Origin of the sequence: Mycobacterium sp. SMC-4 (assembly GCF_025263265.1) — a bacterium.
Classification (GTDB): domain Bacteria; phylum Actinomycetota; class Actinomycetes; order Mycobacteriales; family Mycobacteriaceae; genus Mycobacterium.
Genome location: NZ_CP079869.1, coordinates 5,433,220 through 5,458,475, shown reverse-complemented (window position 1 = coordinate 5,458,475; position 25,256 = coordinate 5,433,220). Strand labels below are relative to the sequence as shown.

Below are 25,256 nucleotides of genomic sequence, written 5' to 3'. Positions count from 1 at the left end.
GCGTGCACCGAAAGTTCACTTCGGTCTGCTACACGTGAGCGCGTGAGCATCATGGACATCGATCTCGAAGCGCTGTCGACCCCCCACCACGGCTACACCGTCATCGACGATGACGACGACGACCCCGTGCTGCTTGACCGCCACGGCAACGCCATCGAGACGTGGCGCGAGCGCTACCCCTACCCCGAGCGCCTCAGCCGGGAGGAATACGAGCGCGACAAGCGCAAGCTGCAGATCGAACTGCTCAAGTTGCAACGCTGGAGCAAGCGCACCGGCGCGCGGCACGTGATCGTCTTCGAAGGTCGTGACGCCGCGGGCAAGGGAGGCACCATCCAGCGATTCATGGAGCACCTCAACCCTCGCGGTGCCCGTACCGTCGCGTTGGAAAAGCCCACCGACGAAGAGCGGTCGCAGTGGTATTTCCAGCGGTATGTCCGGCATCTGCCGACCGCCGGGGAAATGGTCTTGTTCGACCGTTCGTGGTACAACCGGGCCGGGGTCGAGCGGGTGATGGGATTCGCCACACCCGAGCAGCAAGATGAATTCATGCGACAGGCACCGCTGTTCGAGGAAATGTTGGTCAACGAAGGCATCAACCTGACGAAGTTCTGGTTCTCGGTCTCGCCCTCGGAGCAGCGCACCCGGTTCGCGATCCGCCTCGTCGACCCGCTGCGGCACTGGAAGTTCTCCGATATGGACCTGGAGTCGGTACGGCGGTGGGACGCCTACACCCGCGCCAAGCAGGAGATGTTCCTGCGCACCGACACCGACCATGCTCCGTGGATCGTGGTCAAGAGCAACGACAAGAAACGCGGCCGCCTCAACGCCATGCGTTTTCTGTTGTCGAAGTACGACTATGACGACAAGGACCACGGCATTGTCGGAGTGCCCGACCCACTGATCGTGGGCCGGGCACTGGAGGACTGACACTCACCGGCAGCTGATCACATCGCGATGTCGAAAACCCATACCGCCAGCGTGGTGGCTGCCAGGCTGATGAGCACAATCGCTATGAGGTTCAGCCAGATCCCGCCCTTGACCATGCTGCCGATGTTCACGTAACCGGTGCCGAAGACGATCGCGTTGGGCGGTGTCGCTACCGGGAGCATGAAGGCGCACGTCGCGGCGAGGGCGACGGGTATGGTCAGCAGCAACGGATCCTGACCGATGCCGATCGCGACCCCACCGATCACCGGCAGGAAGGTCGCTGCGGTCGCGGTATTGCTGGTCAGTTCGGTCAGGAAGATCACTCCGGCGGTGATCACGGCCACCAGCAGCAGAATCGCCAAACCCCTCAGGTCTTGTGCCTGAGTGCCGATCCACTCGGTCAGCCCCGACGAGCTGAATTGCGAGGACAGCGCGAGTCCACCGCCGAACAACAACAGCACGCCCCACGGGAGTTGCACCGCGGTAGCCCAGTCGAGTAGCCGCACCCCCAGTTTCGCACCCGCCGGCAGGATGAAGAGCAGCAGCCCCGCGGTGATCGCGATGCCCGCGTCCGAGATGGGCGGATCATCGAAAATCAGCGGAAACGAAATCCAGCTGATCGCGGCGAGCGCGAAGATCACCGCGACCCGGCGCTCGCCGCTGGAGGTCTTCCCGAGCCTGGCCAGCTCGCGCTCGAACAGCCCTTGGCCACCTTCGATTTCGTCGACTTCCGGTTTGAAGATGACCTTGGCCAACAGCATCCAGGCGATCACGAGCAGGACGGCCGCCAACGGAAGCCCCAGCAGCATCCACTGGCCGAAGCCGATGTTGATGTCGTGCTCGTCTTGCAGGTAGCCGACGAGCAGAGTGTTCGGTGGGGTGCCGATGATGGTGGCCAGCGAACCGATCGAGGCCGCGTAGGCGATGCCCAGCATCAGCGCCGTGCCGAAGTTGGACTGTTTGACTTGCTCTTTGATGTCCTCGTCGACGGCGGCTTCATCGTCGATGGCGTCGGTGTCGGTATCGGCCGCCTGGTCTCCGGAGCGCGAGATGGTGCCGGCCAGCATCAGGACCGACACCCCGATCGGCACCATCATCACCGCAGTCGCAGTATTGGACACCCACATGCTCAGAAAGGCTGTGGCGAGCATGAATCCGGCGATCACCCGGGTGGCGCTGGTACCCATCGCCCGGACCGTCAGCAGCGCGATACGCCGGTGCAGGTTCCAGCGCTGCATGGCCAGCGCGATCAGGAATCCGCCCATGAACAAGAAGATGATGTCACTGCCGTAGGAGGCACCGACGGCCGAAACCCCGACGTCCTCGACCAGAATCGGAAAGGCGACCAGCGGCAGCAATGCGGTGGCCGGTATCGGGATCGCCTCGGTCATCCACCACAGCCCCATCAGGACCGCGATGGCGGCGGTCACCTTGGCCGGGTGGGCCAGGTCGGCGGGAAGGATCAGATACACCAGCACCGCCAGCAGCAGTCCACCGCCAAAGCCGATCCAGCGCCTGCGGGCCGTCGAGGCCTTCTCCGCCGGTGCGCGTTCACCCGCCGATTGCTCGTCGACCTCCTCGTCTCCGTGCGGATCGGCTACGTTGCGTTCCAGGTCTTCGCGCGCAACCTGCTCCTCGGCCATGGACCACTCCCCTTAATGACAGTTGCGCGGCCCGCAGCGTGCAGACCGTGCCGGGCATGATGTGCATCACAATAGGTTCCTACCCACTACCGGCTGACCGGAAGCCGCCGGAAAGCCGTGTCGCTCGACTGCGATCCGACGTGACGGGGTCACCGGTGCGGTCAAGTCGCTGATAGCGCGGCACAAAGGTGCCTATGCTGCGGTGCATGTCCGGCTATGCGCCCTCGTTGCCGCCGTCGCTGGACGGAGTGCCGGTGGCCGACGAACCACTGCCGTCGGAGGATGACCTCGTCGGTCGGCCGCACGCGCTCCCGATCGACACCCTCGGAGAGCTCTACGGTCCGATCTTCTACTCCGGTTTCAGCGGCACTCGAAAGCTCTACGTGTGCTCGCTGGAGTTGGTCGACGAACTCTGCGACGAGACCAGATTCGCCAAGAACATCACCGAGTCACTGGCCAGGGTCCGTCCGCTGGCCGGGGACGGCCTGTTCACCGCTTACTATGGCGAACCGAATTGGCAACGGGCACACGATGTCTTGATGCCCGGATTCAGTTACGCCGGGCTGCGCAACTATCACGGTGCGATGATGGACATCAACGACCAACTCATCGCCCGATGGGACACCCGTGCCGGGCGCCAACCGGTCGATGTCTCCGACGATCTGCAGAAGCTGGCGATGGACACGGTGGCACTGGCCGGCTTCGGCGCCCGATTCGAGTCTTTCGACCACGATGGTCTGGCCCCGATCCCGCAGTGTTTCACCACGGCGTTGATCGAGGTGGTGACGAATGGTCAGACACCGGAATTCGAGGCCCTGCGCACCGAGCTGCACGCTCATTTCGACGGGTTGATCACCGCGCACCGCGCCGACGACGCCGGTGAGGATCTGCTCTCGGTCATGCTCGGCTGTGACGCACAGGGCGACCCGTTGCTCGACACCGACAACATTCGCAACCAGATCATGACGTTCCTGATCGCCGGGCAGTTGACGACTTCAGAGCTGATGCCCAACACCGTGTACAACCTGGTGCACCACCCGGCGGTGCTGGCTCGCGTGCGCGATGAGGTCGACTCGGTGTTCGGTGGCGACGACGACTACCGGCCCACCTACGACGACATCGGCAAGCTTGTCTATTTGCGCCAGGTGATCAGTGAGACCTTGCGACTGTCTCCACCGGTGCTCAGCTTCGACCGGATGGCGTTGATGGACACCGTCATCGGTGACGCCTATCCGGTCAAACGAGGCGAGGCGGTCACTGTGCTGACCGGCGCGCTGCACCGGCAGCCCCAGTGGGGCGACAACGTGGAGCTCTTCGATCCCGAGCGGTTCGCTCCCGCCCGAGCCGAGGCCAGATCCACCGCCTTGTTCAAACCCTTCGGCACCGGAGAGCGCTCATGTATCGGGCGGCAGTTCGCGCTGCACGAAGCGACCTTGCTGATCGCGCGGCTGATACACCGCTACCGGCTGATCGACTCGCAACACTATGTCCTGCGATTCGAAGGCCCGTTCAGCCGGCGCCCGGTGGGCTTTGCGCTCGACGTGGCGCGCCGCGACCCGCAGGACCGTCGCCGGGCGGCACTGGCAGACGCGGTGCCGGTTGCCGCACCGCGCTCCGGCGCGGTCTTGCCGGTCAGGGCTGGAACCACACTGGCGGTTCTGCACGGCTCCAACCTCGGTACCTGTCGTGCGCTGGCCAAACAGCTCGCCGAGGAGGCCGCCGATATCGGCTGCGCCGCAACGGTGGCACCGCTCGATGACGCTGCCGGGGGACTGCCCGACACCGATGCGATCCTGATCGTCGCGTCGTCGTACAACGGCCAACCCACCGACGACGCCCGCCAGTTCGTCACGTGGTTGTTCGGCGCTGAGGCGACCGTGCGCGGCAAGCCCTTGTTCGCCGTACTCGGCGTGGGTGACCACAACTGGGCCGACACCTATCAGGCAGTGCCCAAACGCATCGACGAGCGACTGACCGAACTGGGCGCCCGGGCCCTGTTACCTCGTGCCTCGGCCGATACCTCCGGTGATCTCACCGGAACCGTGGAGGAGTTCACCGACGCACTGTGGTCGGCGCTCTCGGAGCACTTCGGTGATCCGGAGGCTGTACCGCTGACCGGTAACGATGAGCCGCTCTATGACCTCAAGCTGATCGCCGGCCCGGTCACTGCGGCCATCGATGCGAGGTTCGGCGTCACGCCGATGACAGTGACATGCAACGACGAACTGGTCAGCGTCGACAACTCGCTGGGCCAGGCCAAACACTATGTCCGCGTGGCTCTTCCGCAGGGCATCGAATACTCCACCGGTGACCACCTGACCGTGCTGGCCGACAATCCACCTGATGTCGTGCAGGTGGTGATCGAACTGCTGGGCATCGATCCGGAGCTGCGGCTGTCGATCAATGCCCGGCGAACGTCGCGGCGCGTCATCGCGTTGGACCGAGAGGTCAGCGTGCGCGAATTGCTGACCCATTTCGTCGAGCTGAGAAAGCCTGCGACGGCCAGCCAGTTGCGCAAGCTCGCGGCAGCCAACCCGTGTGCGGCCGAGCGCGAGCGTCTCGAGGAACTCGCCCAGTCGGCGCAGCCGTGTGTGCTCAGCCCGCTGGAGTGCCTGCGGGAGTTCCCCGCCTGCGTGCTGACCGGAGCCGAACTGCTCGAACTGCTCGATCCGATGACACCGCGCCATTATTCGATCGCCTCGTCGTCACGGTTGTCGGCCAACGAGGTGGCTCTCATCGTCAGCGTGCTGGACACTCCGGCGCGCTCGGGACGGGGACTGTTCAAAGGTGTGGCCTCCAATCATCTCGCAGCGATGGCCCCCGGCGCGCAGATTCGGGCCAGGGTCGACCCGGCACGGCAGGCATTTCGAGCCGGAGCGGACGCAGCCAGGAACGTGATCCTGGTCAGCGCAGGTACCGGCGTCGCACCGTTCTGCGGCTTTCTCGGGGACCGGCTGGCCGCCAAGCAGGCGGGCGAACCCTTCGCCCCGGCACTGTGCTTCTTCGGAGTCCGGGATCCTGAGGTGGACTACATCTTTCGGGAGCAGTTCGAAGATGCCGAACGGGAAGGGATCGTCCGGATGCGTCCGGCCTTCTCCCGGGCGCCACAGGACGGAGTCCGTTACGTACAGGACCGCATCGCCGCCGACGCGGTCCAGGTCTGGGAACTGCTCGGCGATCCCGCCAAGGAGACCCACGTTTTCGTCTGTGGTGACGGCGCCCGGATGGCACCCGCGGTGCGCGAAGCCTTCTGCACAATCTATTCGGCGCATACCGGGGCCGCCGACACCCAGGCGCGTGACTGGCTCGAATCCCTGGTGGAGTCCGACCGATACGTCGAGGACGTGTGGGCCGGGTGAATCGGCGCCGCGGGCAGCGATGTCTCAGGTGTGGCGACCGCGGCGATTCACGTGTCCTCGCCGGGTAGTTCGCTCAGGTCAGAGCTGTTGTCGGCCTTGGCGAGCCTGCTCCAGTAGCGGATCGAGGTGCGTTCATGGGCAATCGCGGCTTCGATCGCGCGACGGGGGCCCGGGTGGCTGACGCCGCCGGCCTCGCGCAGTACTTCATAGTTCTTGAGCCGGGCCTGGTGGGCCAGCAGGCGCACCCGGGCGATGTTCTCGGGCTCGGCGCCGAAGAACACCTTGAGTATCGCCAGGTCGCGCAACTGCGGCATCTCGTCTGTTGCCTGGCCGAGCCACTGGTCGAGGGCGAGTACACCGGCTTCGGTGATGGAAAAGCGAGTCTTCTGGCGACCTTCGTCATCGACCTCGGCGGTGAGCAGGCCGGCATCGACAAGGCGGGCGGGTTCCCGATAGATCTGCGAGCGCTGGATGGTCCACATCTGCGAGACGGTGGCCGTGATGGTTCGTTCGAGTTCGTAGGCGGTTGACCGCGGCGTCCATCGGACCAGCCCGAGCAGCACGTAGGAGGTCGGCGTCAACTTCACCCAGGTGAGTCTATGGCCAGCGTTGACCGGGCTGCGCCGATGACGGCGCCTTGCCAGACCGCCACCCTCGTGCGATAGTCCATTATGGACTAACAATGAGACTGTTGAGTGGAGGTCGAAAGGTGAACCTTTCAGGCGCGACGGTGCTGGTTACCGGAGCATCGAACGGGATTGGCGCCGGGACCGCGCGACGGCTGGCTGAGCAGGGTGCTCGCGTGGTGCTGGTGGCTCGCGACGAAGCTGCATTGGAAACCGTGGCCGGTGAGGTTCGGGCGCGCGGTGCTGCGGCGATGGTGCACAGCGCCGACCTGACCGACGCACAACAGGTGGCGGCACTCGGTCAGCAGGTCGCCGGGTCGTGGGGGACACCGGACGTGATCGTCAACTGCGCCGGCGCGGGCGCATTCCAGTTCATCGAGGAGACCGAGCCGGCCCAGTTCGTCACCCAGATGGCCGCGCCCTACCTCGCCGCCTGCTACACCACCAGGGTCTTCATCGAGGCGATGCTGGCCCGCGGCCGCGGTTGGGTGGTCAATGTGAATTCACCCGGGTCGCGTGTCGTGTGGCCTGGCGCGATCGGCTATGCCGGTGCCAGGTGGGCGCTGCGCGGATTCAGCGAAGCCTTACGGGCAGACCTCGCAGGCACCGGAATCGGCGTGACCGAAGCGGTGATCGGCAAGGTGGATTCAAGCTATTGGGAAAAGAACCCCGGGTCCGAGGAACGGGTCCCGACCATCTCCAGGTTGTCCGCACCGTTGAGCCCCGACCAGGCCGGTGCGGTGGTGGTGCGCGGTGTGCAGGCGCAGGCATCCGAGGTGATGGCGCCATGGAGCACCCGGCTACTCGCCATGCAGGCGCGACTCACGCCGCGGCCACTGGCGGCATTGATGATTCGCACCGGCGCACGACGCGGGCGGGGTCTTTCGGCACAAGCCGACGGGATTGCCGAGATATCGCGATGACCAACCCCGGTGTGGCGGGCAATCGATTGCCGACGTTCACCAACGACGGACTCACTTTCGACGTCATCGACGAAGGACCGCTCGACGGTCCGGTGATCATCGCTCTGCACGGATTTCCCGCGCGGGCCCGCAGCTACCGTCCGATGATCCAGGAGCTGGCCACCGCGGGGTTCCGTGTGCTGGCACCCGACCAGCGAGGGTATTCACCGCGTGCCCGCCCGGCGGGGGTCAGAGCCTATGCGACCGGTCGGCTCACTGCCGATGTCATCGCTCTTGCCGATCAGGCCGGGCTGACGAAATTCCATGTGATGGGCCATGACTGGGGAGCCACCGTGGCGTGGGAAGTAGCCGGCTCGCATCCAGACCGGGTCGCGACTGTCACGGCACTGTCGGTACCGCACCCGAGGGCTTTCTTGGCCGCAATGGCGCGTGGACAGCTGCTCCGGTCCTGGTACATGATCGCCTTTCACATCCCCTGGATTCCCGAGCGATTCCTGCACCTCCTGTTCACCGTCAATCGGTTGGTCGCGCGGCGTTCCGCGCGACGCTCTGGGCCGATTCCTGCCACCGATATCGCCGAGTTCTGGCGCGAACCGGGCGCGGCCACAGCGGCGCTGAACTGGTACCGCGCCATGTTCTATCGGAGTTCCCGGACGGCGAAGATCGGCGTACCGACGCTCTACGTTTGGAGCAGCGGTGACCCTTTCCTCGGCCGTCGGGCCGCCGAGCTGACCGAGCGCTATGTCGAGGGGCCCTATCGGTTCGAAATCCTGGAGGGCGTCTCGCATTGGATACCCCACGAGCGTCCACGCCAAGTGGCCGACATGGTCATCTCGCACATCGCCGATACCGCCCGGTGGACCGCACCGTCGGATCGCAAACAGGGTCGGCAATGTTCGATCTGATCGTTCGCCGCGGGCTGTGGTTCGACGGTAGCGACAGGGAGCCCGAAGTCGCCGACCTCGGCATCAGGGCCGGACGAGTCGTCACGGTATCGCGTGCAGGGCTTGACGCCACACACGCTGCCCAGATCATCGAAGCTGACGAAAAGTGGGTGCTTCCCGGATTTTTGGACATCCACACCCACTATGACGCCGAGGTGCTGCAGAATCCCGGCCTCGGTGAGTCGGTACGCCACGGCGTCACCACCGTGGTTTTAGGGTGCTGTTCGCTGTCGACGGTGTACTCCGAGCCCGAGGATGCTGCGGACCTGTTCAGCAGGGTGGAGGCGGTACCACGCGAACACGTCTTGGCCGCCCTGAATGCCCATCGCGATTGGGCGGACCCCGAGGGCTACATCGCCACACTCGATTCGCTGCCACTCGGACCCAACGTCGCCTCCTTTCTCGGGCATTCGGATCTGCGTGCGGCGGTGATGGGTCTCGGAAGAGCTACTGATCGGACCGTCCGGCCCACCGCGGCCGAACTCGACACCATGGCCGAGATGCTCGACCGAGCGCTCACGGCCGGAATGCTGGGGATGTCGGGAATGGACACCCCACTGGACAAACTCGACGGGGACCGGTACCGATCTCGAGCACTTCCGTCCACCTATGCCCGGTGGCGGGAACGTCGGCGCTTGATCGAGGTACTGCGCGCGCACGGCCGTGTCCTGCAAAGTGCCCCCAACATCAACAACCCGCTGTCGGCCGCGTTGTTCTTCGCGGCGTCCGGGAAACGTTTCCCCCGGCCGCGCAGGGTTGTTCCGGTCAGCCTCTTGGTGTCCTTCGATACCAAGACCGCGCGCGGCGCCCACCGTGCGCTGCGTCTGATGACCCGGCTGGGTAATGCGTTCTTCGACTCCGACGTCGTATTTCAACACCTGCCGGTGCCGTTCACCGTGTACTCCGACGGCATCGACCTACCGGTGTTCGAGGAGTTCGGCGCGGGGACTGCCGCCCTGCATGTGCGTGATCAGCTTGAGCGCAACGCCCTTCTCTCCGATCACACCTACCGTCGCAAACTCCGCCGGGAGCTCAGCGCGACAAGCCTGCGACCCCGGTCGTGGAATCGGGACTTCCACGACGCCATGATCGTCGAATGCCCGGACGTTTCATTGATCGGGAAGAGCTTCGGACAGATCGCCGAAGAACGGTCGGCACACCCGGTCGACGCGTTCCTCGACGTGCTCGTCGACAATGGTGAACGCAACGTGCGCTGGACGACCACGTTGCACAACGACCGCGCTCACGTCCTCGACGAGATGGCGCGCTATTCGACTGTGCAGTTGGGGTTCTCGGATTCCGGTGCGCACCTGCGCAACATGGCGTTCTACAACATGGCGCTGCGGTTCCTCAAGCGTGCGCGCGATGCCCTCGGCAGCGGACAGCAGATTCTGCCGCTCGGCGCGGCTGTCCACCGGGTGACCGGAGAACTCGCCTCGTGGTTCGGGCTCGACGCCGGGTATCTGCGGCAGGGCGACCGTGCCGACTTCGTCGTGATCGACCCCGTAGGCCTCGACGAATCCCTCGAGGCCTACCACGAGGAACCCGCACCGTTCTTCGGCAATCTCTCGCGCATGGTCAACCGCAACGACCGCGCTGTCGTCGCCACCGCCATCGGCGGCGAGGTCGTCTTCCGGAACGGAGAATTCGTCGAAGGCTACGGTCGAACCCTGGGCAGCGGGCGCTACCTGATCTCGACGTGACTGCGTCAGTCGTAGATGACGGCCAGGCCTCGCCGGCGCAGCTCGTCGAGCTGATCGCGGAAAGCCTGCAGTTGGTCGGGCGCGGGTCCGACCCAGTCGGTGATCTCGCCGACGACTTTGACCGGCTCCCGGCTGCGGTAGGAGTGAGTCGGGTTGCCCGGGAACTTCTTGTCGGTCACATTGGGGTCGTCCTCGATGTCGCCCTGCGGTTCCACGATGTAGACGCGACTGCGGCCGGCACCGGTGGCCATCTCCGCTGCCAGCACAGCTCCGGCCAGAACCTTCGTCATGTACACGTGATTGGAGATGCGTCCGGCCTCGTAGTTCGACGGACGGCCTGGCACCAGAAAGTCGCCCACCCGCAGGTCGGCCTTCGTTCCGTGCAGGTACGCGCCTGACTCGTGCACCAGGAAATGCTCCGAGATTTCTGCCATGTCCGCCATAAAGTCCCCCTTCGGTGTCACCGGCCGTGCGATTGTGCACGACCTGCAGGGTCTTGCCGCAAGCCCCCACCCTGGCCATATAGTGAGAGTGGGATAACCGTCAGCGTCGGATCGGTACCGGCGAAACACGCGAGAGCGTTACAAAAGCGCGGTAATCTGGAACGCGATGCGCGCCCACCCCACCCCACCCCAGACCGGTCCAGCCGCGGCGTCGGGCGCTGCCTGGAGGCGGACCCGCCAGACACATCGTCATACCCCACACTCGGCGAACCCTGCCGGAGAGGACGGCACCGCATGACTGACTTCGATACCGTCGACTACTTCACCGACACCTCGTTGGTGCCCGACCCGCACCCGTACTACGACCATGTGCGTTCCAAGGACGCCGTGTGCTGCCCGATCAGCAACGGCGTCTTGGCCGTCACCGGCTGGACGGCTGCCAACACTGTCTACAAGGACTCGGAGAACTACTCGTCGTGCGTGGCGGTGATGGGCCCGTTCACCCCGATGCCGTTCACCCCGGAAGGGGACGACATCTGTGCCCAGCTCGAGGAGCATCGCACCGAGATCCCGATGTTCGAACACATGGTCACCATGGATCCGCCGCAGCACACCGACGCCCGGTCGATCTTGTCGCGACTGCTGACGCCGAAACGGCTCAAGGAAAACGAAGACTTCATGTGGCGCCTCGCCGACCGCCACATCGACGAGTTCATCGCCGACGGTCGGTGCGAGTTTCTGGCCGCCTACGCCAAACCGTTCTCGCTGCTGGTGGTCGCCGACCTGCTCGGGGTACCGCAGGAGGACCACGAGGACTTCCGCGAGGCGTTCGGGGCCGAGCGCCCCGGCTCCAACATCGGCGGGCTGGATCACGAGATCATCGCCACCAACCCACTGGAATGGGCCGACGAGAAGTTCACCCGCTACATCGAGGAGCGTCGCGCGCACCCGCGCGACGACGTCCTGACCTCCATCGCCACAGCCAAGTACCCGGACGGATCGACACCGGAGGTGGTCGACGTCGTGCGCACCGCGACGTTCCTGTTCGCCGCGGGCCAGGAAACCACGGCGAAACTCCTGGGCGCGGCGATGCGGGTGCTCAGCGACCGACCCGACGTCCAGCGCCAGCTACGCCAGGACCGCAGCCTCATCCCGGTCTTCATCGAGGAGTGCCTGCGGATGGAAAGCCCGGTCAAGAGTGTCTTCCGGATGGCCCGCAAGTCCACCCATCTCGGTGACACCCCGGTTCCGGCCGGAAGCACGGTGATGGTCAGCCCAGGAGCAGCAAACCGCGACCCCGAGCGGTTCGACAACCCGCACGAATTCTCGCTGCAACGCAAGAATGTTCGTGAGCACCTCGCGTTCAGCCGGGGCATCCACTCCTGTCCCGGCGCACCCTTGGCCCGGGTGGAGGGCCGAGTGTCGATCGAACGCATCCTCGACCGGATGGCCGACATCACGGTCAGCGAGGACAAGCACGGCCCGGTCGAGAACCGCCGGTACGTCTACGAGCCGACGTTCATCCTGCGCGGGCTCACCGAGATCAACATCGAGTTCACCGCCATCGACTGAACGGTCTCAGCCCAGCGCCCACAGTCCGAGGCTGAGCACGAAGACACTGAGTCCCAACGTCGTCTCCATGACAGTCCAGGTCTTCAACGTGGTCTTGACGTCCATCTCGAAAAACCGGCTGACCAACCAGAACCCGGAGTCGTTGACGTGGGACAACACCGTCGCGCCGGCCGCGATGGCCAGCACCAGTGCCGTGAGCTGAAGGCTGCCCAGATTCGAGGCCGCGACGGCGGCGCTGAGCAGCCCGGCGGTCGTCGTCAATGCGACGGTCGCCGAGCCCTGCGCGACCCGCAGCAGCGTGGAGATGATGAACGCCTGCAGGATGAGCGATATCCCGAGGTTGGACAGTGAGCCGCTCAGTGCGTCCCCGATGCCGCTGAGCCTCAGCACACCACCGAACATCCCGCCGGCGCCGGTGATGAGGATGATCGCGCAGATCGGGCCCAGGGCTTTATCGAGGATGTCGCTGACCGTGGCCATCGACCGACCCCGCACCCCCAGGACCAGGGTGGCGACGATCACCGTGATCAGCAGCGCGATGGAGGTCGTGCCGATCAACTTGAGGTAGTCCGCCCAGGTGGCGTCCTGCTCGACGACGCCCGCGGTCTGCAGGGTGTCGACCACGGTGTTGAAGGAGATCAACACGAAGGGCAGCAACAGAATACCGAGCACGGTCGCGAAGGTGGGCTCGGTCCGGGTGTCCGTCGCCGTGCCGCCACTACCCGACGTCTCGGCGTCGTTGCCGTCATCGGTGTCACGGCCGCCGTTCATCTGGCCGAACAACGCCGTCGGCACGTCGACGTGGATGCGTCGACCCAACGCCTGGGACACCAGGTATGCGCCGACGTACCAGGCCGCGACAGCCACCGGAGCGCCGACGAGCAGGGTCAGCCCGATGTTGGCGCCGAGCAGTTCGGCCGCCGCCACCGGTCCGGGGTGAGGTGGCACCAGGGCGTGCATGGCGGCGAACGCGCCGGCGGCCGGGAAGGCGTACAGCAGAAGCGAACCGCCGAAGCGGCGTGCGACGGTCATGATGATGGGCAGGAACACCACCAGACCGGCGTCGAAGAAGATCGGGAAACCGAACAGCAAGGCTGCGACGCCGAGGGCCAGTGGAGCCCGCTTCTCGCCGAACCTGCCGATCAGCGTATCTGCGAGCACCTGTGCACCCCCGGTGATTTCGAGGAGCCTGCCGATCATGACACCGAACCCGACCAGCAGCGCCACCGACCCCAGCGTGTTGGAGAAGCCGAACGACAGTGCATCGGGGACATCAGCGACCGGTATCCCGGCCACCAGCGCCGTGAGCACACTCACCAACACCAGCGCGATGAAGGCGTGCAGCTTGACCCTGATGATCAGGAACAGCAGCAGAGCGACCGCGCCGACAGCGATCAGCAGCAGCGGGACGGTTCCGTAAGCCGGCTCAATCGCCTCCACGAGTCCCCCTGAACGCGAAGGAATCCATAGGACTCATCAGCTCTCCTCGACCTCGTCGGAATTTCGTGTGCTGATATAGCTTTCGATGATGCCGTCGATGCTCTGGGCGACGTCGATCGCGACGCCGCGCTCATCGGGTTCGAGCGGCTCCAGGGTGCGGAACTGGGACTCCAGCAGGTTGGCCGGCATGAAGTGTCCCGGCCTGCTGGCCTGGCGCCGGCCGATGGTCTCCACCGACCCCTCCAGGTGCAGGAATTCGATGTCGGCGCAGTGCCTCCGCAGTTGGTCTCGATATTTTCGCTTGAGTGCCGAGCAACTCATCACCCCGCCACGGCGGTGCTGTGCCAACCATTCACCGATCGACTCCAGCCAAGGGTGGCGGTCGTTGTCGTCGAGTGGTTCGCCGGCGGACATCTTCGCGATGTTGGCCGGCGGATGGAAGTCGTCGGCGTCGGCGAACGGAACACGCAACCGCTGGGCCAGAGCGGCGCCCACGGTGGATTTACCCGACCCGGAGACCCCCATGACGACGATCGGTGCTGTCATGCGTGCGCCCATTCTCTGTGTATGACGTCACATTGTGTCGGAAAATGTACCCACCCGGTCGAATTCTCACACTGGAGGCCGTCAGCGCCAAGCATGAACAGCTCGATTCCCGCCAAGACCGCTGCGGCCGTTCGGCGCGTTAACGCCGGCGTCGTCGCCGCCGATAACTGAGATATGACCGTGCTGCGGGCTCTCGGCGCGTTCACCGCCGCGGTGATCGCATCCGCGCTGTGCGCCGGGCCTGCCCAGGCCGAGGCCCTGGCCCAGCTCGACCCGGTTCCGGTGATGGCGTCGGCGACGTGTGCGGGCACTGTCAGCGCCGAAGCTCAGGTGGCGCCGGTTGCGGTCGACGATCATGTCGAGAACGGCGTCCGAGTAACGATCAACTACGACGCCGGCGTCTACGACGGGTCCTGCGCGCTCACGGTGCACGCCACCTGGACCAACCTGGACACCGGTGGGTCGGGCGGACGCGACATCGCCGCGGTGTCGACGATCGACGGGCACTACGGCTTTGTCGGCTACGCCGACACCACGTTCGAGACGGGGCGCGGCACGGTGGTGGTGACACTCAGCTCCCACCCGGGCGCCGAAATGCGAGTCAACCCACTGTAGCTGGCAGCCACACCGACCCAGTGCGTCGTCGGCAATCACGCTATCCCCCTGTGCTGGGACACCGGTCGCGGCGGGCGATCGATTCGACGTGGTTTCAAATCGTGCGGGAAGGGAAGCAGCACAGGTAACCGATCATGAAAGGACCTCGGTGACGTTCTCCATTTGTGCCTATGACCCTGTGACCGGGCAGGCGGGAGTCGGCGCCATCACGGCCATGCTCGGTGTAGGCAAGCTCGTCTCGCACGCTGAGGCGAGAGTCGGGGCAGTGGCGTCCCAGGCCATGATGAACCCGTACCTGGCGATCGACAGCCTAGGGCTGATGGCCTCAGGACGCACGGCCCAGGAGGCGCTCGATGAGGTGATCAGCCGCGACGACGGACGGGACTATCGGCAGGTCGGCGTCGTCGACGTGCAGGGCAACACCGCCGCGTGGACCGGCGCCCGGACCGAAGGATGGGCTGGACACCTGCACCGGGGCAGTGCGGTGGCGCAGGGAAACCGGCTGGTCGGAATGGAGACGTTGGAGGCGACGTTGGACGCCTTCTACCGGAACGATGACCTCGACCTCGCCCGCCGAATTCTGCGCGCGCTGCAGGCCGGGGAGGCGACCGGCGCCGACATCGAGGGCTCGTTGTCGGGCGCGATCTACGTGGTCGACACCGAGCAGTACCCGCTGTGGGACGTTCGCATCGATCACGCCGAGGACCCCGCCGCGTCGCTGGAGTTCCTCATCGACGAGTTCGCCGACGGATTGCTGCCCCACATCGAGAGACTCCCGACCCGAGACGATCATGTGGGGCAGATGACGCGCGAGGCCATGGCTGAGGATGAGCCGGCAATCGACCGAACCGTTTAGGTGCAGCAGCTGGGATCGAGCACCACGCACAGAGCCTGCAACGCCTCGGGTTTGACCCGGTAGAAGACATTCATCCCCCGCCGCTCGGAGAGCACCAGCCCGGCGTTGCGCAGCTGCCCGAGATGGTGGCTGACGGTGGACTCCCGCAGCCCGAGCATGGCCGCGAGGTCACCGCCGGTCTCCTCACCGCGCTCGGAGCTGAACAGGTGCGACATGATCTTCACCCGCACCGGGTCGGCGATGGCCTTCAGGCGCAGCGCCACCGCCAGCGCGTCCTCGTCGCTGATCGGGCCCGCGGCCACCGGAGCGCAACAGACCGGCGCGGACATGTCGATCACGGGCAGTGCTTTGGGCATGACCCCATCCTGCCACAAGTGTTGACATATATCGAAAAGGTGGCATGCTGACGGAGACGCGTCGATTCGATATATGTCTAATCGCAGAAGGAGAATGTCATGTCCCGAGTCCAGTTGGCCCTCAACGTCGACGATCTCGACCAAGCAATCACGTTCTACACCAAGCTTTTCGGCATTGCGCCGGCCAAGGTCAAGCCGGGGTACGCCAACTTCGCGGTCACCGAGCCGGCGCTCAAGCTGGTGCTACTGGAGAACCCTGGTGCGGGCGGCACACTGAACCATCTCGGTGTGGAGGTCGAATCGAGCGAACAGGTACATGCCGAAATCGCCCGGCTGACCGGAGAGGGCGTGTTCACCGACGAGGAAATCGGCACCACATGCTGCTTCGCCACCCAGGACAAGGTATGGGTCACCGGCCCGGGCGGGGAGAGGTGGGAGGTCTACACCGTGCTCGCCGACTCTGAGACGTTCGGCGCCAGCCCGCAGCAGCGCGAATCCGGAACCGCCGCGTCGGCCTGTTGCTGACTCGGCCACCGCGGCGTTCACCGGCTGTTCGTTTGCGAACTGATTCGATAGCTGTCAATATCGACGAATGTCGAAATCGCTGACATCGTCGATCGAGCCCGCGCCGTGCTGTCCGCCGGGAGCGCTGCTGCGCGCACCGCTCTCGGCTTCAGCCGCCGCGGACATGGCGGTCAAACTCAAAGCCCTCGCCGATCCGGTGCGGCTGCAACTGTTCTCGGCGATCGCCAGCCACGCCGGCGGTGAGGCCTGTGTGTGTGACATCTCGGTAGGTGTCGAGGTCGCGCAGTCAACGGTCAGCCACCATCTGAAGGTGCTGCGCGACGCGGGTCTGCTGACGTCGCAGCGCCGCGCCTCGTGGGTGTATTACGCGGTCGTGCCCGAGGCTCTGGAGAGCTTGGCGGTCCTGCTCGGCGCCGAGGCCGCCGCGGGAGTCCAACGATGACCGACACGGCAACCCCCGCGGTGGTCGCCAAGCTCTCCACCTTGGATCGGTTTCTGCCGCTGTGGATCGGCGCCGCGATGGTGGCCGGACTGCTGCTCGGCCGCTGGATTCCGGGTCTGGACGCGATGCTGGGAGGAGTACAGATCGATGGGATCTCCCTGCCCATCGCGTTGGGCCTGCTGATCATGATGTATCCGGTGCTGGCCAAGGTGCGCTATGACCGCCTCGACACCGTCACCGGCGACAAGCGGCTGCTGCTGTCCTCGCTGGCGTTGAACTGGGTGTTCGGGCCGGCGCTGATGTTCGCACTGGCCTGGCTGATGCTGCCCGACCTGCCCGAGTACCGCACCGGCCTGATCATCGTCGGCCTGGCTCGCTGTATCGCCATGGTCATCATCTGGAATGACCTGGCCTGCGGCGACCGTGAAGCAGCAGCCGTCCTGGTCGCGCTCAACTCACTGTTCCAGGTCGTCATGTTCGCGGTGCTGGGCTGGTTCTACCTGTCGGTGCTGCCCGGGTGGCTGGGTCTGGAGCAGACCACCATCGCCGCCTCGCCTTGGCAGATCGCCAAGTCGGTGCTGATCTTCCTGGGCATCCCGCTACTCGCCGGCTATCTGACCCGCCGCGTCGGTGAACGGACCAGGGGCCGGGACTGGTACGAGACGCGATTCTTGCCGCGCATCGGGCCGTGGGCGCTCTATGGATTGTTGTTCACCATCGTGATTCTGTTTGCGCTGCAGGGTGATCAGATCACCAGCAACCCGTGGGACGTCGTTCGGATCGCGCTGCCCCTGCTGGTGTACTTCGCGGTGATGTGGGGCGGCGGCTTCCTGGTGGGCGCACTGTTGAACCTGGGCTACGAACGCACCACGACGCTGGCGTTCACCGCCGCGGGAAACAACTTCGAATTGGCCATCGCGGTGGCGATCGCAACCTATGGAGCGACATCGGGGCAGGCGCTGGCCGGCGTGGTCGGCCCGCTGATCGAAGTACCGGTACTCGTCGGCCTGGTCTACGTATCCCTGGCGCTACGGCGCCGCTTCAGCCACCACACACATCAAGCGCCCACCGAGTCGATGACACGAACGGAGTCCATCTGATGACGAACAGCCCGGTCGTCCGCGACCTCTCCATCGATCAACAGCTCGCGCTACGGACTGCCGCCAACCGCCTGCTGGCCGAGTACGACGCCAGCTTCGGCGCCGAAACCATCGAGCGCTTCCTGCACTCGTCCTACGATCAGTTTGCCTCTAGGGCAACCATTCTCAAGTTCCTACCGCTGCTGGCCGAACGTTTCGCCCGGCAGCGGTTGCACGCACTGGCGCGGGTCGAGGGCAAGATCAGCGACGGCAAGCCGACCGTCCTGTTCCTGTGCACGCACAACGCCGGACGATCCCAGATGGCGTTAGGCTTCTTCACCCACCTGGCCGGTGACCAGGCCGTCGCGTGGTCGGGCGGGTCGGAGCCCGGTACCGAGATCAACTCCGCAGCGATCGCCGCCATGGCCGAGGTGGGCATCGACATCACCGGCGAGTACCCGAAGCCGTGGACCGACGAGATCGTCCAGGCGGCCGACGTCGTCATCACCATGGGCTGCGGGGATGCTTGCCCGATCTTTCCGGGCAAGCGCTACGAGAACTGGGACCTGCCCGATCCGGCCGGTCAGGGGCTGGACGCGGTACGCCCCATCCGCGACATGATCGAAACGCGAGTTCGTGCACTGCTGACTGAACTTCAGGTACCTGCGCACTGAGGTGTGACCACAGGCCGAACGACCGGCCGGCGCGCGCAGATCAGCGGAATGCACCCGCCCCGCCGTCGGCCAGCAGGGTCTGTCCGGTCAGATACGCGGCATCGTCGCCGACGAGGAACGCGACGACACCCCCGATGTCAGTGGCCGGGTCGCCGATGCGTCTGAGCGCCGTGGTCTTCACGACCCGGTCGTAGTGCTTCGGGGAGGCGTCGCGCAGTACCTTCAAGCCGTCGGTTTCGGCAAGCGGACAGACCACGTTGACCCGGATCCCCTCGCGACCCCATTCCAGGGCGGCCACTTTTGACATTCCGCGCACGGCCTCCTTCGCGCCGGCGTATGCGCCGAAGAACGGTTCACCCTGAGTGCCTGCGGCACTTCCGATGTTCACGATCGAGCCGCTGCCCTTGCCGGCCATCACCGGGTGCACGGCCTGCATGAGCCCGAAGGTGGCGCGGGGACCGGTGTCGAAGACCAGGTCGTAGTCCTCTGCGGTGAGGTCGACGAAGGGCTTTGGCCCGCAGGTGGCCACGGCGTTGTTGACCAGTGCGTCCACCGTGGCGAACGCATCGAGTGCGGATTGCACGATCTGCTGCGGGGCCGTGGGGTCGCGGAGATCGGCCACCAACGAGGTGACACGGTAACCGGACCGGCTGAATTCGGTTGCCGTAGAGGCCAAGACGTCTTCGAGGATATCGGTGATCAGGACCTGTGCACCGCGCGCCAGCAGAGCCGAGGCGATACCCTTACCGACCCCCCGAGCAGCTCCGGTGACGATGGCCACCTTCCCGTCCAGCGGTCCGTCTCCAGGTGTGCTGCGGGTCATCGCCGACCTTTCTGTTCGCCGGAACCCTGGCATCATCGCACGGCAGCCCAGACCCCCCTGAACCGCGGGCAGCGCCAGCAGTCACCGGGCCGGCTTGAGGTGCCGTGCCAGGAATCGTTCCATCGCGTAGTACATCTCGATGACGTTCTCCGGGTTGACCGCGCCGTGACCCTCGTCGGTCTGAACCAGGTACTCGACCTCGACCCCGCGGCCGCGCAACGCCTCGACCAGGTTGTCGGACTCGGCCTGAACGACGCGGACGTCGTTGGCGCCTTGGATCACCATCAACGGTGTTCGGATCTGGTCGACCCTGGTGATCGGGGAGCGTGCCATCATGTCGGCCAGCTGCTCGGGGTCATCGGGGTCACCGACGTACCGATGCCAATTGTTGGCCAGGTGCGGACGCGCGACCGGCGGTAGGGTGCGCATGAAGTTGGCCAGGTCCGAAATGCCGACGTAATCCACGGCGGCGGCGAAGGTGTCGGGCGTGAACGTGACGCCGACCAAGGCCGCGTAGCCGCCGTAGGAGCCGCCCACGATCGCGACCCGGTCGGGGTCGGCGTAGCCCTGCTCCACCGCCCAGTTCACACCGTCGATCAGGTCGTCGTGCATCTTGCCGGCGAACTCGCCGATGGCCGCTTTCAGAAACGATGCCCCGAATCCCAGTGAGCCGCGAAAGTTGACCTGCAGCACCGCATACCCGCGATTGGCCAGTAGCTGTACGCCGGGGTTGTACTCCCAGGAATCGCGGTACCAGGGGCCACCGTGCACCATCAGCACCAGCGGCAGGTCCCGCGGCTGCACCCCGACAGGCAAGGTCAGGTATGAGTGCAGCGTCAGTCCGTCGCGTGCGGTGATCGCGACCGGCTGCATCGGGGCGAGCTGATCAGGATCGAGATGGGGGAACGGTCGATAGAGCAGGCGGCTGTCACCGGTCTGGTGGTCGTAGAGGTAGGTGGCGTGGGGATCGCGGTCGTGGATGAAGTCGACCACCCACCGCCGGCCGTCCACGTCGGAGGTGATACGGCCGATGTCTCCGTCGGACAGCTTCTCCAGGTTGGTCAGTACCTCGGCGAAGTGGGAGTCCAGCGGGTGGATCACCTGTCGCTCCCGCAGATAGCGGACACCGATCAGTTCACCGGTCTGCGGGGCCTGGATAAGGGGCTGCGACATAAAGGGATTGACCACTCCGCGGTGATCGAGGTCGAACTCTGGATGGCTGTCGACCTCGATCTCTTCGCCGGTCGCCAGGTCGACGCGGATCAAGCGGGAGCGGTCGGTATCCCGGTGCGATCCCACCCATACTCCCTTGCCGTCCGGGGTGAGGACGAGCGGGTGGATCCCAACGGGGTGGTCAGAGCCGTCGAAGGTCGTGATGGGCTGCAGGCCCGCGGTGTCAGGATCCCATCGTGACAGATCGAGATGGCCGTCAGGGGTCAACGATGTCGCGAAGAGTTGGCCGTCATCGGTGGACAGCCAGTTGAAGGCAGTTCCGGGATTCTCGGCGAGCAAGGTCAGTTCCCCGGTGGCAATGCGCAGCTCGTAGACGTCGAACAGCTGCGCGTTGCGGCGATTCATGACGATGACCGCTTTACCCTTCTTGAAGTCGGTGATCGGCGAGGCGATCACGCCGGGAAACGGAGTCAGGTCCACGGCCTCGGCATCCGGGTCGTGGAGGTCCACCCGGTAGATGTGCCAGTTCTCGTCGCCGGCGCTGTCCTGCAGATAGATGAGCCAGCGCGGGTCATCGGTCCAGTCGAAGTGGTGCACGCTACGGGTGGCGTCGCTGCTCACGCGTCGCGCGTCGTCGGAGTCGAGATCTTGGACCCACACGTTGAGCCGGTTTCGCCACGGGGCGAGGAACGCGATGCGATTGCCGTCGGGTGAAATCATCGCTCCGGCCCGGGTCGGCGGATTGAAGAAGTCCTCGATCGAGATGAGTTCGGGGAGTGCCATGGACATGCCTTTCGTCGGTGTGGGGGCAGCCTCGTTCGTTCGGGGTGGCGGATGATGGGTCCCGGCAGCCTGGGTTGCCTGTGTGGTTGTCGTGCTTGCAGATTGCGGTCAGTCGGCGATGGGTCCGCCGAACCTGCCGTTGGTGGCGTCTCGGACGGCGCGGTCGATCAGGTCCAGGGCCTCTTGCTGGCTGACCATCTCGCCGTCGACGATGACCCGACGTCCGACGTCCTCGTCGATGACGCGGAACGCACCGGTCACCGCTGCCGCGCACAGACGCACGGTGAGGTGGGTTGGTGGGAGGCGAAGTCTTTCGCCGACCACGGGAATGAAGTCCCGCTCCATCTGGTCGTGCACCATCAGGTACGACGTGCGCAGCGCGGGCTCCTGTACTGACATCGTGGTGATACGCAGCGCGCTGCGCACATCGGCGATCTCCTGTTCACTGAGCGGATTCTCGGCGGTGTAGGAGGCCATGTGTTCAGCAAGCGACAGTGCCGCCGGCCACTGGTGGGCCAATGTGATGAACCGCTGCGCTGACAGGGCCAGTACCGGCTCCACACAGCTTTCTTTGCTGCGGAAGTACCGCCACACCGTGCGGGTGGAAAGCCCTGCTGCAGAGGCGATGTCATCACCGCTGGTGGCGGCCAGGCCCCGCTGCCAGAACAGTTCGCACGCGTGCCGGGACACCTCCAGACGTGCCCGTGCCTGCTTATCAGTGATAACCACGACACCACCTTCCTGTCACTTAGTGACATCTCCCACTGTGTCACTAAGTGACAGACGTGTCAAGGCGGGGTGTCCGGGGCGGTGGTGTTGGTTTGGTGAAGGTTTTCTCAACAGTCGATATGTGTGCGCTTCGGCGGCACGATGATGTGATGGACGCAGTATGCGTTTCCCCGGAAGATTCCGTACTGAGAGGCTTTCGCGCGCTTGTCGTCGAAGACGAGGTCCCGCTGGCGGCGGTTGTCAAGAGCTATCTGGACAACGAACATTTTGACGTCACGGTGTGCCACACCGGGATCGAGGCTTTGACGGTGGCCCGCGAGGTGGACCCCGATGTGGTGGTTCTCGACCTGGGGCTGCCGGGTATCGACGGTGTCGAGGTGTGCCGTCAGCTGCGAACTTTCTCCGACGCCTACGTCGTGATGTTGACCGCGCGTGACAACGAGGTGGACACGGTGGTCGGCTTGTCGGTCGGAGCTGATGATTACGTCACCAAACCGTTCAGCCCACGTGAGCTGGTGGCTCGGATCCGTGCGATGCTGCGCCGCCCGCGATCGGTGGCCACACCGATGCCGGTGGCCGCGCCGCTTCCGCCGCCGCGAGTATTCGGTGCACTGATGATCGATGTCGCCGGGCGGCAGGTGGACCTCGGAGGTGAACCGGTCATGTTGACGCGGACGGAGTTCGACATCCTCGCTGCTCTGTCGTCCCGTCCCGCGGTGGTGTGGACCCGGCGGCAACTCATCAATGCGGTATGGGGGGACCCGTGGGTGGGCAACGATCACCTCGTCGATGTGCACATCGGGCATGTGCGGCGCAAACTCGGCGACGATCCGGCCGCTTCGAGGTATGTCGTCACCGTGCGTGGGGTGGGCTATCGGATGGGAACCGGTCGGTGACAGCGTCGAGGGGCTGGGGGCTTGCGCGCCGTCTGGTACTCGCTCAAGGAGCGGTGCTACTCGCCGGGGGGCTCACCACCTGGGTGGTGGCGATGGTGGTCGGGCCGCCTTTGTTCCGCGACCACCTCCATCAGGCCGGCGTCCCCCACAACTCTTACGAGCAGGTCCACGCTGAGGAGGCCTATCGCCACGCCACGGCCATTGCGATCGTCGTGGCAATCACGGTGGCCGCGCTGACGGCGCTGGTGATGACCCTGTATCTGACCAGGCGGGTGCGAACCTCGGTGGCGGAGGTGTCCCGGGCGGCCTCGGCGGTGGCTGAAGGCCACTATGACGCCCGGGTAGCCCCACCGCACCTGGGTGACGAATTCGATGAGTTGGCGCATGCGTTCAACCAGATGGCGCAGCGTCTGCAGACCGTCGAATCGACCCGGCGCCGCATGTTCGGCGACCTCGCCCATGAGATCCGCACTCCGGTCGCAGTCCTGCAGGCCTATCTCGAGGCGGTGGAGGACAGCGTCACAACGCTGGATCCTCAGACGATCGCAATGTTGCGGGAGCAGGCCGGTCGGCTGGTCCGGCTCTCGGCGGACGCCGCCGCACTTGCGCAAGCCGAGGAAGCGCACGCCACTATCACTCCGGAATGGCTGGACGGCGGTCGGCTCGTGGAGGCTGTCATCGCTACCGTCGTTGACCGTTATGCGGCAAAAGGCGTAGCTCTGGCGAAGAACATCGTTGGTGCGCCGCGTTTGTGGGGTGACTGGCAACGCTTGGCTCAAGTGTTGGGCAATCTGCTCGACAACGCCCTCCGGCATACCTCCGCCGGCGGGCACGTCACCGTCAGCGCCGCAGCTTCCGGTGACTACGTGCTCTTCACCGTCGCTGATGATGGTGAGGGCGTGGCCGCTGTGCACCTTCCCCATCTGTTCGAACGCTTTTATCGCGCCGACGCCGCTCGACAACGATCACGAGGCGGGGCGGGGATCGGTCTGGCCATCGCCAAGGCGTTGGTCGAGGCTCACGGCGGACGTATCAGCGTGCGCAGTGGAGGGCTCGACGCGGGCACGACATTCAGCGTGGCGGTACCGAGAACCCCGAGTCCGCACCGCCCTGGCGGCGATCTGACGATGGGGCCGGCCGGCGACGTATCGGCTACGACAGCGAGTTGAGTAGCTGGTTCATCGTCTCGATTTCCTGCTGCTGGCTGGTGATGATCGAGTGGGCCAGTTCAACGGCTTCCGGGAATTGACCGTTGGCGATTTCATCCTGTGCCATCGTGATGGCCCCCTCATGGTGCTCAATCATCTGGTCGAGGAACAGTCGGCTGGCATCGACGCCCTGCGAGTCCGCCAGCGCCTGCATGTCGGCCGGCGACATCATCCCGGCCATGCCATCCATCCCCGGCATACCGGGCGTCATCGGCTCGTGGTTCATATCGCCGTGATGCGGCATGTCCCCGGGCATTCTGTGATCACCGGGCATACCCCACTGGTCAAGCCAGCTCTGCATCTGCTCGATCTCCGGGTTCTGCGCAACCTTGATCTCGTTGGCCAGCTCGATGACCCGCGGATCGATGCCCGGCTTCTCGATGATCAGGTCGCTCATCTCGATTGCCTGCTCATGGTGCGGAATCATATGGCGGGCGAACATCACGTCCGCCTGATTGTGGGCCGCAGCAGAAGCCTCGTCCGGAGTCTGCATGACAGTCGGAGTCGGGGTGGGAGAAGTCGCCTCGGTGTCCGCGGCATTACCGCAGGAGGTGAGGGCGACGGCCATCACTGCCGCGGCCGAGCCTGCCAACACCAGTCTGATCCTGTTCATTGAACAGCCCTTCGCTTGTCGGAGTCTGTCAACCACGTTGAGCCTTCACAACGTTGATTGAGCGGTTCTACTGGTTTTCTAAAGATTCGGTATAGAAGACGACAGCAAACTCACCTGCGTAGAGTTCGACCTAGCGGATCGCTACTGAGGAGAGCTCCCGACGGCGCCGAGGTGCGCAGGTCCGCGGGCGAACGGCCCGTGTTTGCGTTTCCGTCCTCTGGTGAGATGCGTTTCTACGCAGCGACTTCAGAAGAGAACATGAGATCCGCGATGGTGATCTGCGAAAGGTTGCGGGCCGGTCACAACTCAGCGGCAATACTTGCTTCATATCGCCGGTATGTGAGCCGCTGCTACAGTC

23 protein-coding genes and 1 pseudogene are annotated in these 25,256 nt (G+C 65.1%); 14 read left to right on the top strand and 10 right to left on the bottom strand.

Annotated elements, in window-relative coordinates:
• Positions 1-51: 51 nt before the first annotated feature.
• The gene (ppk2, locus tag KXD98_RS26130) at positions 52-927 is read left to right on the top strand and encodes a polyphosphate kinase 2 (protein ID WP_260765438.1); all 876 of its coding nucleotides are present in this window, start codon (positions 52-54) and stop codon (positions 925-927) included.
• Between the two features lie 17 nt (positions 928-944).
• Here the strand turns inward: ppk2 and KXD98_RS26125 are convergent, their stop codons facing one another.
• Positions 945-2,570 (bottom strand): DASS family sodium-coupled anion symporter, encoded by a 1,626-nt coding sequence (locus tag KXD98_RS26125; protein WP_260761187.1) that lies wholly within the window; start codon positions 2,568-2,570, stop codon positions 945-947.
• A 206-nt stretch (positions 2,571-2,776) separates the two neighbouring features.
• Here KXD98_RS26125 and KXD98_RS26120 point away from each other — a divergent pair, with 206 nt between their 5' ends.
• On the top strand, positions 2,777-5,929 hold the full coding sequence (locus tag KXD98_RS26120; protein ID WP_260761186.1) for a cytochrome P450: 3,153 nt from the start codon (positions 2,777-2,779) through the stop codon (positions 5,927-5,929).
• 47 nt (positions 5,930-5,976) lie between these two features.
• On the opposite strand, the gene KXD98_RS26115 is transcribed toward KXD98_RS26120, so the two are convergent.
• Positions 5,977-6,516, bottom strand: coding sequence for a PadR family transcriptional regulator (locus KXD98_RS26115; protein ID WP_260761185.1), 540 nt, complete (start codon positions 6,514-6,516; stop codon positions 5,977-5,979).
• 122 nt (positions 6,517-6,638) lie between these two features.
• Here KXD98_RS26115 and KXD98_RS26110 point away from each other — a divergent pair, with 122 nt between their 5' ends.
• Genes KXD98_RS26110 through KXD98_RS26100 form a run of 3 tightly spaced genes read left to right on the top strand, consistent with a single transcriptional unit; the run spans position 6,639 to position 10,125 of the window.
• Positions 6,639-7,478, top strand: coding sequence for an SDR family oxidoreductase (locus KXD98_RS26110; protein WP_260761184.1), 840 nt, complete (start codon positions 6,639-6,641; stop codon positions 7,476-7,478).
• Positions 7,475-8,383, top strand: coding sequence for an alpha/beta fold hydrolase (locus KXD98_RS26105; RefSeq protein ID WP_260761183.1), 909 nt, complete (start codon positions 7,475-7,477; stop codon positions 8,381-8,383). The genes KXD98_RS26110 and KXD98_RS26105 overlap by 4 nt, the downstream gene beginning before the upstream one ends.
• A complete protein-coding gene (locus KXD98_RS26100; RefSeq protein ID WP_260761182.1) occupies positions 8,371-10,125 on the top strand; it encodes an amidohydrolase family protein in 1,755 nt (584 codons plus the stop codon). The genes KXD98_RS26105 and KXD98_RS26100 overlap by 13 nt, the downstream gene beginning before the upstream one ends.
• Positions 10,126-10,130: 5 nt before the next feature.
• Here KXD98_RS26100 and arr read toward each other — a convergent pair whose 3' ends face one another.
• Complete coding sequence (gene arr, locus KXD98_RS26095; RefSeq protein WP_260761181.1) at positions 10,131-10,568, bottom strand: NAD(+)--rifampin ADP-ribosyltransferase; 438 nt, start codon at positions 10,566-10,568, stop codon at positions 10,131-10,133.
• Positions 10,569-10,862: 294 nt separating this feature from the next.
• Between arr and KXD98_RS26090 the strand changes: the two genes are divergently transcribed.
• On the top strand, positions 10,863-12,140 hold the full coding sequence (locus KXD98_RS26090; protein ID WP_260761180.1) for a cytochrome P450: 1,278 nt from the start codon (positions 10,863-10,865) through the stop codon (positions 12,138-12,140).
• Between the two features lie 6 nt (positions 12,141-12,146).
• On the opposite strand, the gene KXD98_RS26085 is transcribed toward KXD98_RS26090, so the two are convergent.
• Positions 12,147-13,580: a GntP family permease gene (locus KXD98_RS26085; protein WP_260761179.1), complete on the bottom strand. Its 1,434-nt coding sequence runs from the start codon at positions 13,578-13,580 to the stop codon at positions 12,147-12,149.
• Positions 13,581-13,616: 36 nt separating this feature from the next.
• Positions 13,617-14,126 carry a gluconokinase gene (locus tag KXD98_RS26080; protein WP_260761178.1) on the bottom strand — a complete coding sequence of 170 codons (510 nt, stop codon included), beginning with the start codon at positions 14,124-14,126 and terminating at the stop codon, positions 13,617-13,619.
• A 174-nt stretch (positions 14,127-14,300) separates the two neighbouring features.
• Between KXD98_RS26080 and KXD98_RS26075 the strand changes: the two genes are divergently transcribed.
• Together KXD98_RS26075 and KXD98_RS26070 are read left to right on the top strand one after the other, a co-directional pair.
• A complete protein-coding gene (locus KXD98_RS26075) occupies positions 14,301-14,741 on the top strand; it encodes a hypothetical protein (protein ID WP_260761177.1) in 441 nt (146 codons plus the stop codon).
• A gap of 148 nt (positions 14,742-14,889) precedes the next feature.
• Positions 14,890-15,597 (top strand): DUF1028 domain-containing protein, encoded by a 708-nt coding sequence (locus KXD98_RS26070; protein WP_260761176.1) that lies wholly within the window; start codon positions 14,890-14,892, stop codon positions 15,595-15,597.
• On the opposite strand, the gene KXD98_RS26065 is transcribed toward KXD98_RS26070, so the two are convergent.
• Positions 15,594-15,953 carry an Rv2640c family ArsR-like transcriptional regulator gene (locus tag KXD98_RS26065; protein ID WP_260761175.1) on the bottom strand — a complete coding sequence of 120 codons (360 nt, stop codon included), beginning with the start codon at positions 15,951-15,953 and terminating at the stop codon, positions 15,594-15,596. The two genes, KXD98_RS26070 and KXD98_RS26065, sit on opposite strands and share 4 nt — an antisense overlap.
• A 99-nt stretch (positions 15,954-16,052) precedes the next feature.
• Between KXD98_RS26065 and KXD98_RS26060 the strand changes: the two genes are divergently transcribed.
• The 4 genes and pseudogenes from KXD98_RS26060 to KXD98_RS26045 all read left to right on the top strand — a co-directional run bounded on the left by KXD98_RS26060 (position 16,053) and on the right by KXD98_RS26045 (position 18,673).
• Positions 16,053-16,478, top strand: a complete 426-nt coding sequence (locus KXD98_RS26060) for an ArsI/CadI family heavy metal resistance metalloenzyme (protein WP_260761174.1) — start codon at positions 16,053-16,055, stop codon at positions 16,476-16,478.
• Positions 16,479-16,545: 67 nt separating this feature from the next.
• On the top strand, positions 16,546-16,920 hold the full coding sequence (locus KXD98_RS26055) for a metalloregulator ArsR/SmtB family transcription factor (protein ID WP_260761173.1): 375 nt from the start codon (positions 16,546-16,548) through the stop codon (positions 16,918-16,920).
• A pseudogene (gene arsB / locus KXD98_RS26050) lies at positions 16,917-17,974 on the top strand (ACR3 family arsenite efflux transporter); the annotation flags it as partial. The gene KXD98_RS26055 and the pseudogene arsB, both read left to right, overlap by 4 nt.
• 45 nt (positions 17,975-18,019) lie before the next feature.
• The gene (locus tag KXD98_RS26045; protein ID WP_260761172.1) at positions 18,020-18,673 is read left to right on the top strand and encodes an arsenate reductase ArsC; all 654 of its coding nucleotides are present in this window, start codon (positions 18,020-18,022) and stop codon (positions 18,671-18,673) included.
• Positions 18,674-18,713: 40 nt separating this feature from the next.
• Here the strand turns inward: KXD98_RS26045 and KXD98_RS26040 are convergent, their stop codons facing one another.
• The 3 genes from KXD98_RS26040 to KXD98_RS26030 all read right to left on the bottom strand — a co-directional run bounded on the left by KXD98_RS26040 (position 18,714) and on the right by KXD98_RS26030 (position 22,181).
• The gene (locus KXD98_RS26040) at positions 18,714-19,496 is read right to left on the bottom strand and encodes an SDR family NAD(P)-dependent oxidoreductase (protein ID WP_260761171.1); all 783 of its coding nucleotides are present in this window, start codon (positions 19,494-19,496) and stop codon (positions 18,714-18,716) included.
• A gap of 81 nt (positions 19,497-19,577) precedes the next feature.
• The gene (locus KXD98_RS26035; protein WP_260761170.1) at positions 19,578-21,452 is read right to left on the bottom strand and encodes a S9 family peptidase; all 1,875 of its coding nucleotides are present in this window, start codon (positions 21,450-21,452) and stop codon (positions 19,578-19,580) included.
• Positions 21,453-21,560: 108 nt separating this feature from the next.
• On the bottom strand, positions 21,561-22,181 hold the full coding sequence (locus tag KXD98_RS26030; RefSeq protein WP_260761169.1) for a TetR/AcrR family transcriptional regulator: 621 nt from the start codon (positions 22,179-22,181) through the stop codon (positions 21,561-21,563).
• A 149-nt stretch (positions 22,182-22,330) separates the two neighbouring features.
• Here KXD98_RS26030 and KXD98_RS26025 point away from each other — a divergent pair, with 149 nt between their 5' ends.
• A complete protein-coding gene (locus KXD98_RS26025) occupies positions 22,331-23,077 on the top strand; it encodes a response regulator transcription factor (RefSeq protein ID WP_260761168.1) in 747 nt (248 codons plus the stop codon).
• Positions 23,074-24,246 (top strand): HAMP domain-containing sensor histidine kinase, encoded by a 1,173-nt coding sequence (locus KXD98_RS26020; RefSeq protein WP_260761167.1) that lies wholly within the window; start codon positions 23,074-23,076, stop codon positions 24,244-24,246. The genes KXD98_RS26025 and KXD98_RS26020 overlap by 4 nt, the downstream gene beginning before the upstream one ends.
• Here the strand turns inward: KXD98_RS26020 and KXD98_RS26015 are convergent.
• The gene (locus tag KXD98_RS26015) at positions 24,230-24,898 is read right to left on the bottom strand and encodes a DUF305 domain-containing protein (protein WP_260765437.1); all 669 of its coding nucleotides are present in this window, start codon (positions 24,896-24,898) and stop codon (positions 24,230-24,232) included. The two genes, KXD98_RS26020 and KXD98_RS26015, sit on opposite strands and share 17 nt — an antisense overlap.
• Positions 24,899-25,256: the final 358 nt, after the last annotated feature.

Coding starts and splice junctions, on each gene's coding strand:
- KXD98_RS26025 (WP_260761168.1), top strand. CDS start 22,331: ATGGACGCAGTATGCGTTTCCCCGGAAGATTCCGTACTGAGAGGCTTT.
- KXD98_RS26090 (WP_260761180.1), top strand. CDS start 10,863: ATGACTGACTTCGATACCGTCGACTACTTCACCGACACCTCGTTGGTG.
- KXD98_RS26055 (WP_260761173.1), top strand. CDS start 16,546: ATGTCGAAATCGCTGACATCGTCGATCGAGCCCGCGCCGTGCTGTCCG.
- KXD98_RS26035 (WP_260761170.1), bottom strand. CDS start 21,452: ATGGCACTCCCCGAACTCATCTCGATCGAGGACTTCTTCAATCCGCCG.
- KXD98_RS26060 (WP_260761174.1), top strand. CDS start 16,053: ATGTCCCGAGTCCAGTTGGCCCTCAACGTCGACGATCTCGACCAAGCA.
- KXD98_RS26100 (WP_260761182.1), top strand. CDS start 8,371: ATGTTCGATCTGATCGTTCGCCGCGGGCTGTGGTTCGACGGTAGCGAC.
- KXD98_RS26075 (WP_260761177.1), top strand. CDS start 14,301: ATGACCGTGCTGCGGGCTCTCGGCGCGTTCACCGCCGCGGTGATCGCA.
- KXD98_RS26125 (WP_260761187.1), bottom strand. CDS start 2,570: ATGGCCGAGGAGCAGGTTGCGCGCGAAGACCTGGAACGCAACGTAGCC.
- KXD98_RS26120 (WP_260761186.1), top strand. CDS start 2,777: ATGTCCGGCTATGCGCCCTCGTTGCCGCCGTCGCTGGACGGAGTGCCG.
- arr (WP_260761181.1), bottom strand. CDS start 10,568: ATGGCGGACATGGCAGAAATCTCGGAGCATTTCCTGGTGCACGAGTCA.
- KXD98_RS26045 (WP_260761172.1), top strand. CDS start 18,020: ATGACGAACAGCCCGGTCGTCCGCGACCTCTCCATCGATCAACAGCTC.
- KXD98_RS26080 (WP_260761178.1), bottom strand. CDS start 14,126: ATGACAGCACCGATCGTCGTCATGGGGGTCTCCGGGTCGGGTAAATCC.
- KXD98_RS26040 (WP_260761171.1), bottom strand. CDS start 19,496: ATGACCCGCAGCACACCTGGAGACGGACCGCTGGACGGGAAGGTGGCC.
- KXD98_RS26015 (WP_260765437.1), bottom strand. CDS start 24,898: ATGAACAGGATCAGACTGGTGTTGGCAGGCTCGGCCGCGGCAGTGATG.
- ppk2 (WP_260765438.1), top strand. CDS start 52: ATGGACATCGATCTCGAAGCGCTGTCGACCCCCCACCACGGCTACACC.
- KXD98_RS26105 (WP_260761183.1), top strand. CDS start 7,475: ATGACCAACCCCGGTGTGGCGGGCAATCGATTGCCGACGTTCACCAAC.
- KXD98_RS26065 (WP_260761175.1), bottom strand. CDS start 15,953: ATGCCCAAAGCACTGCCCGTGATCGACATGTCCGCGCCGGTCTGTTGC.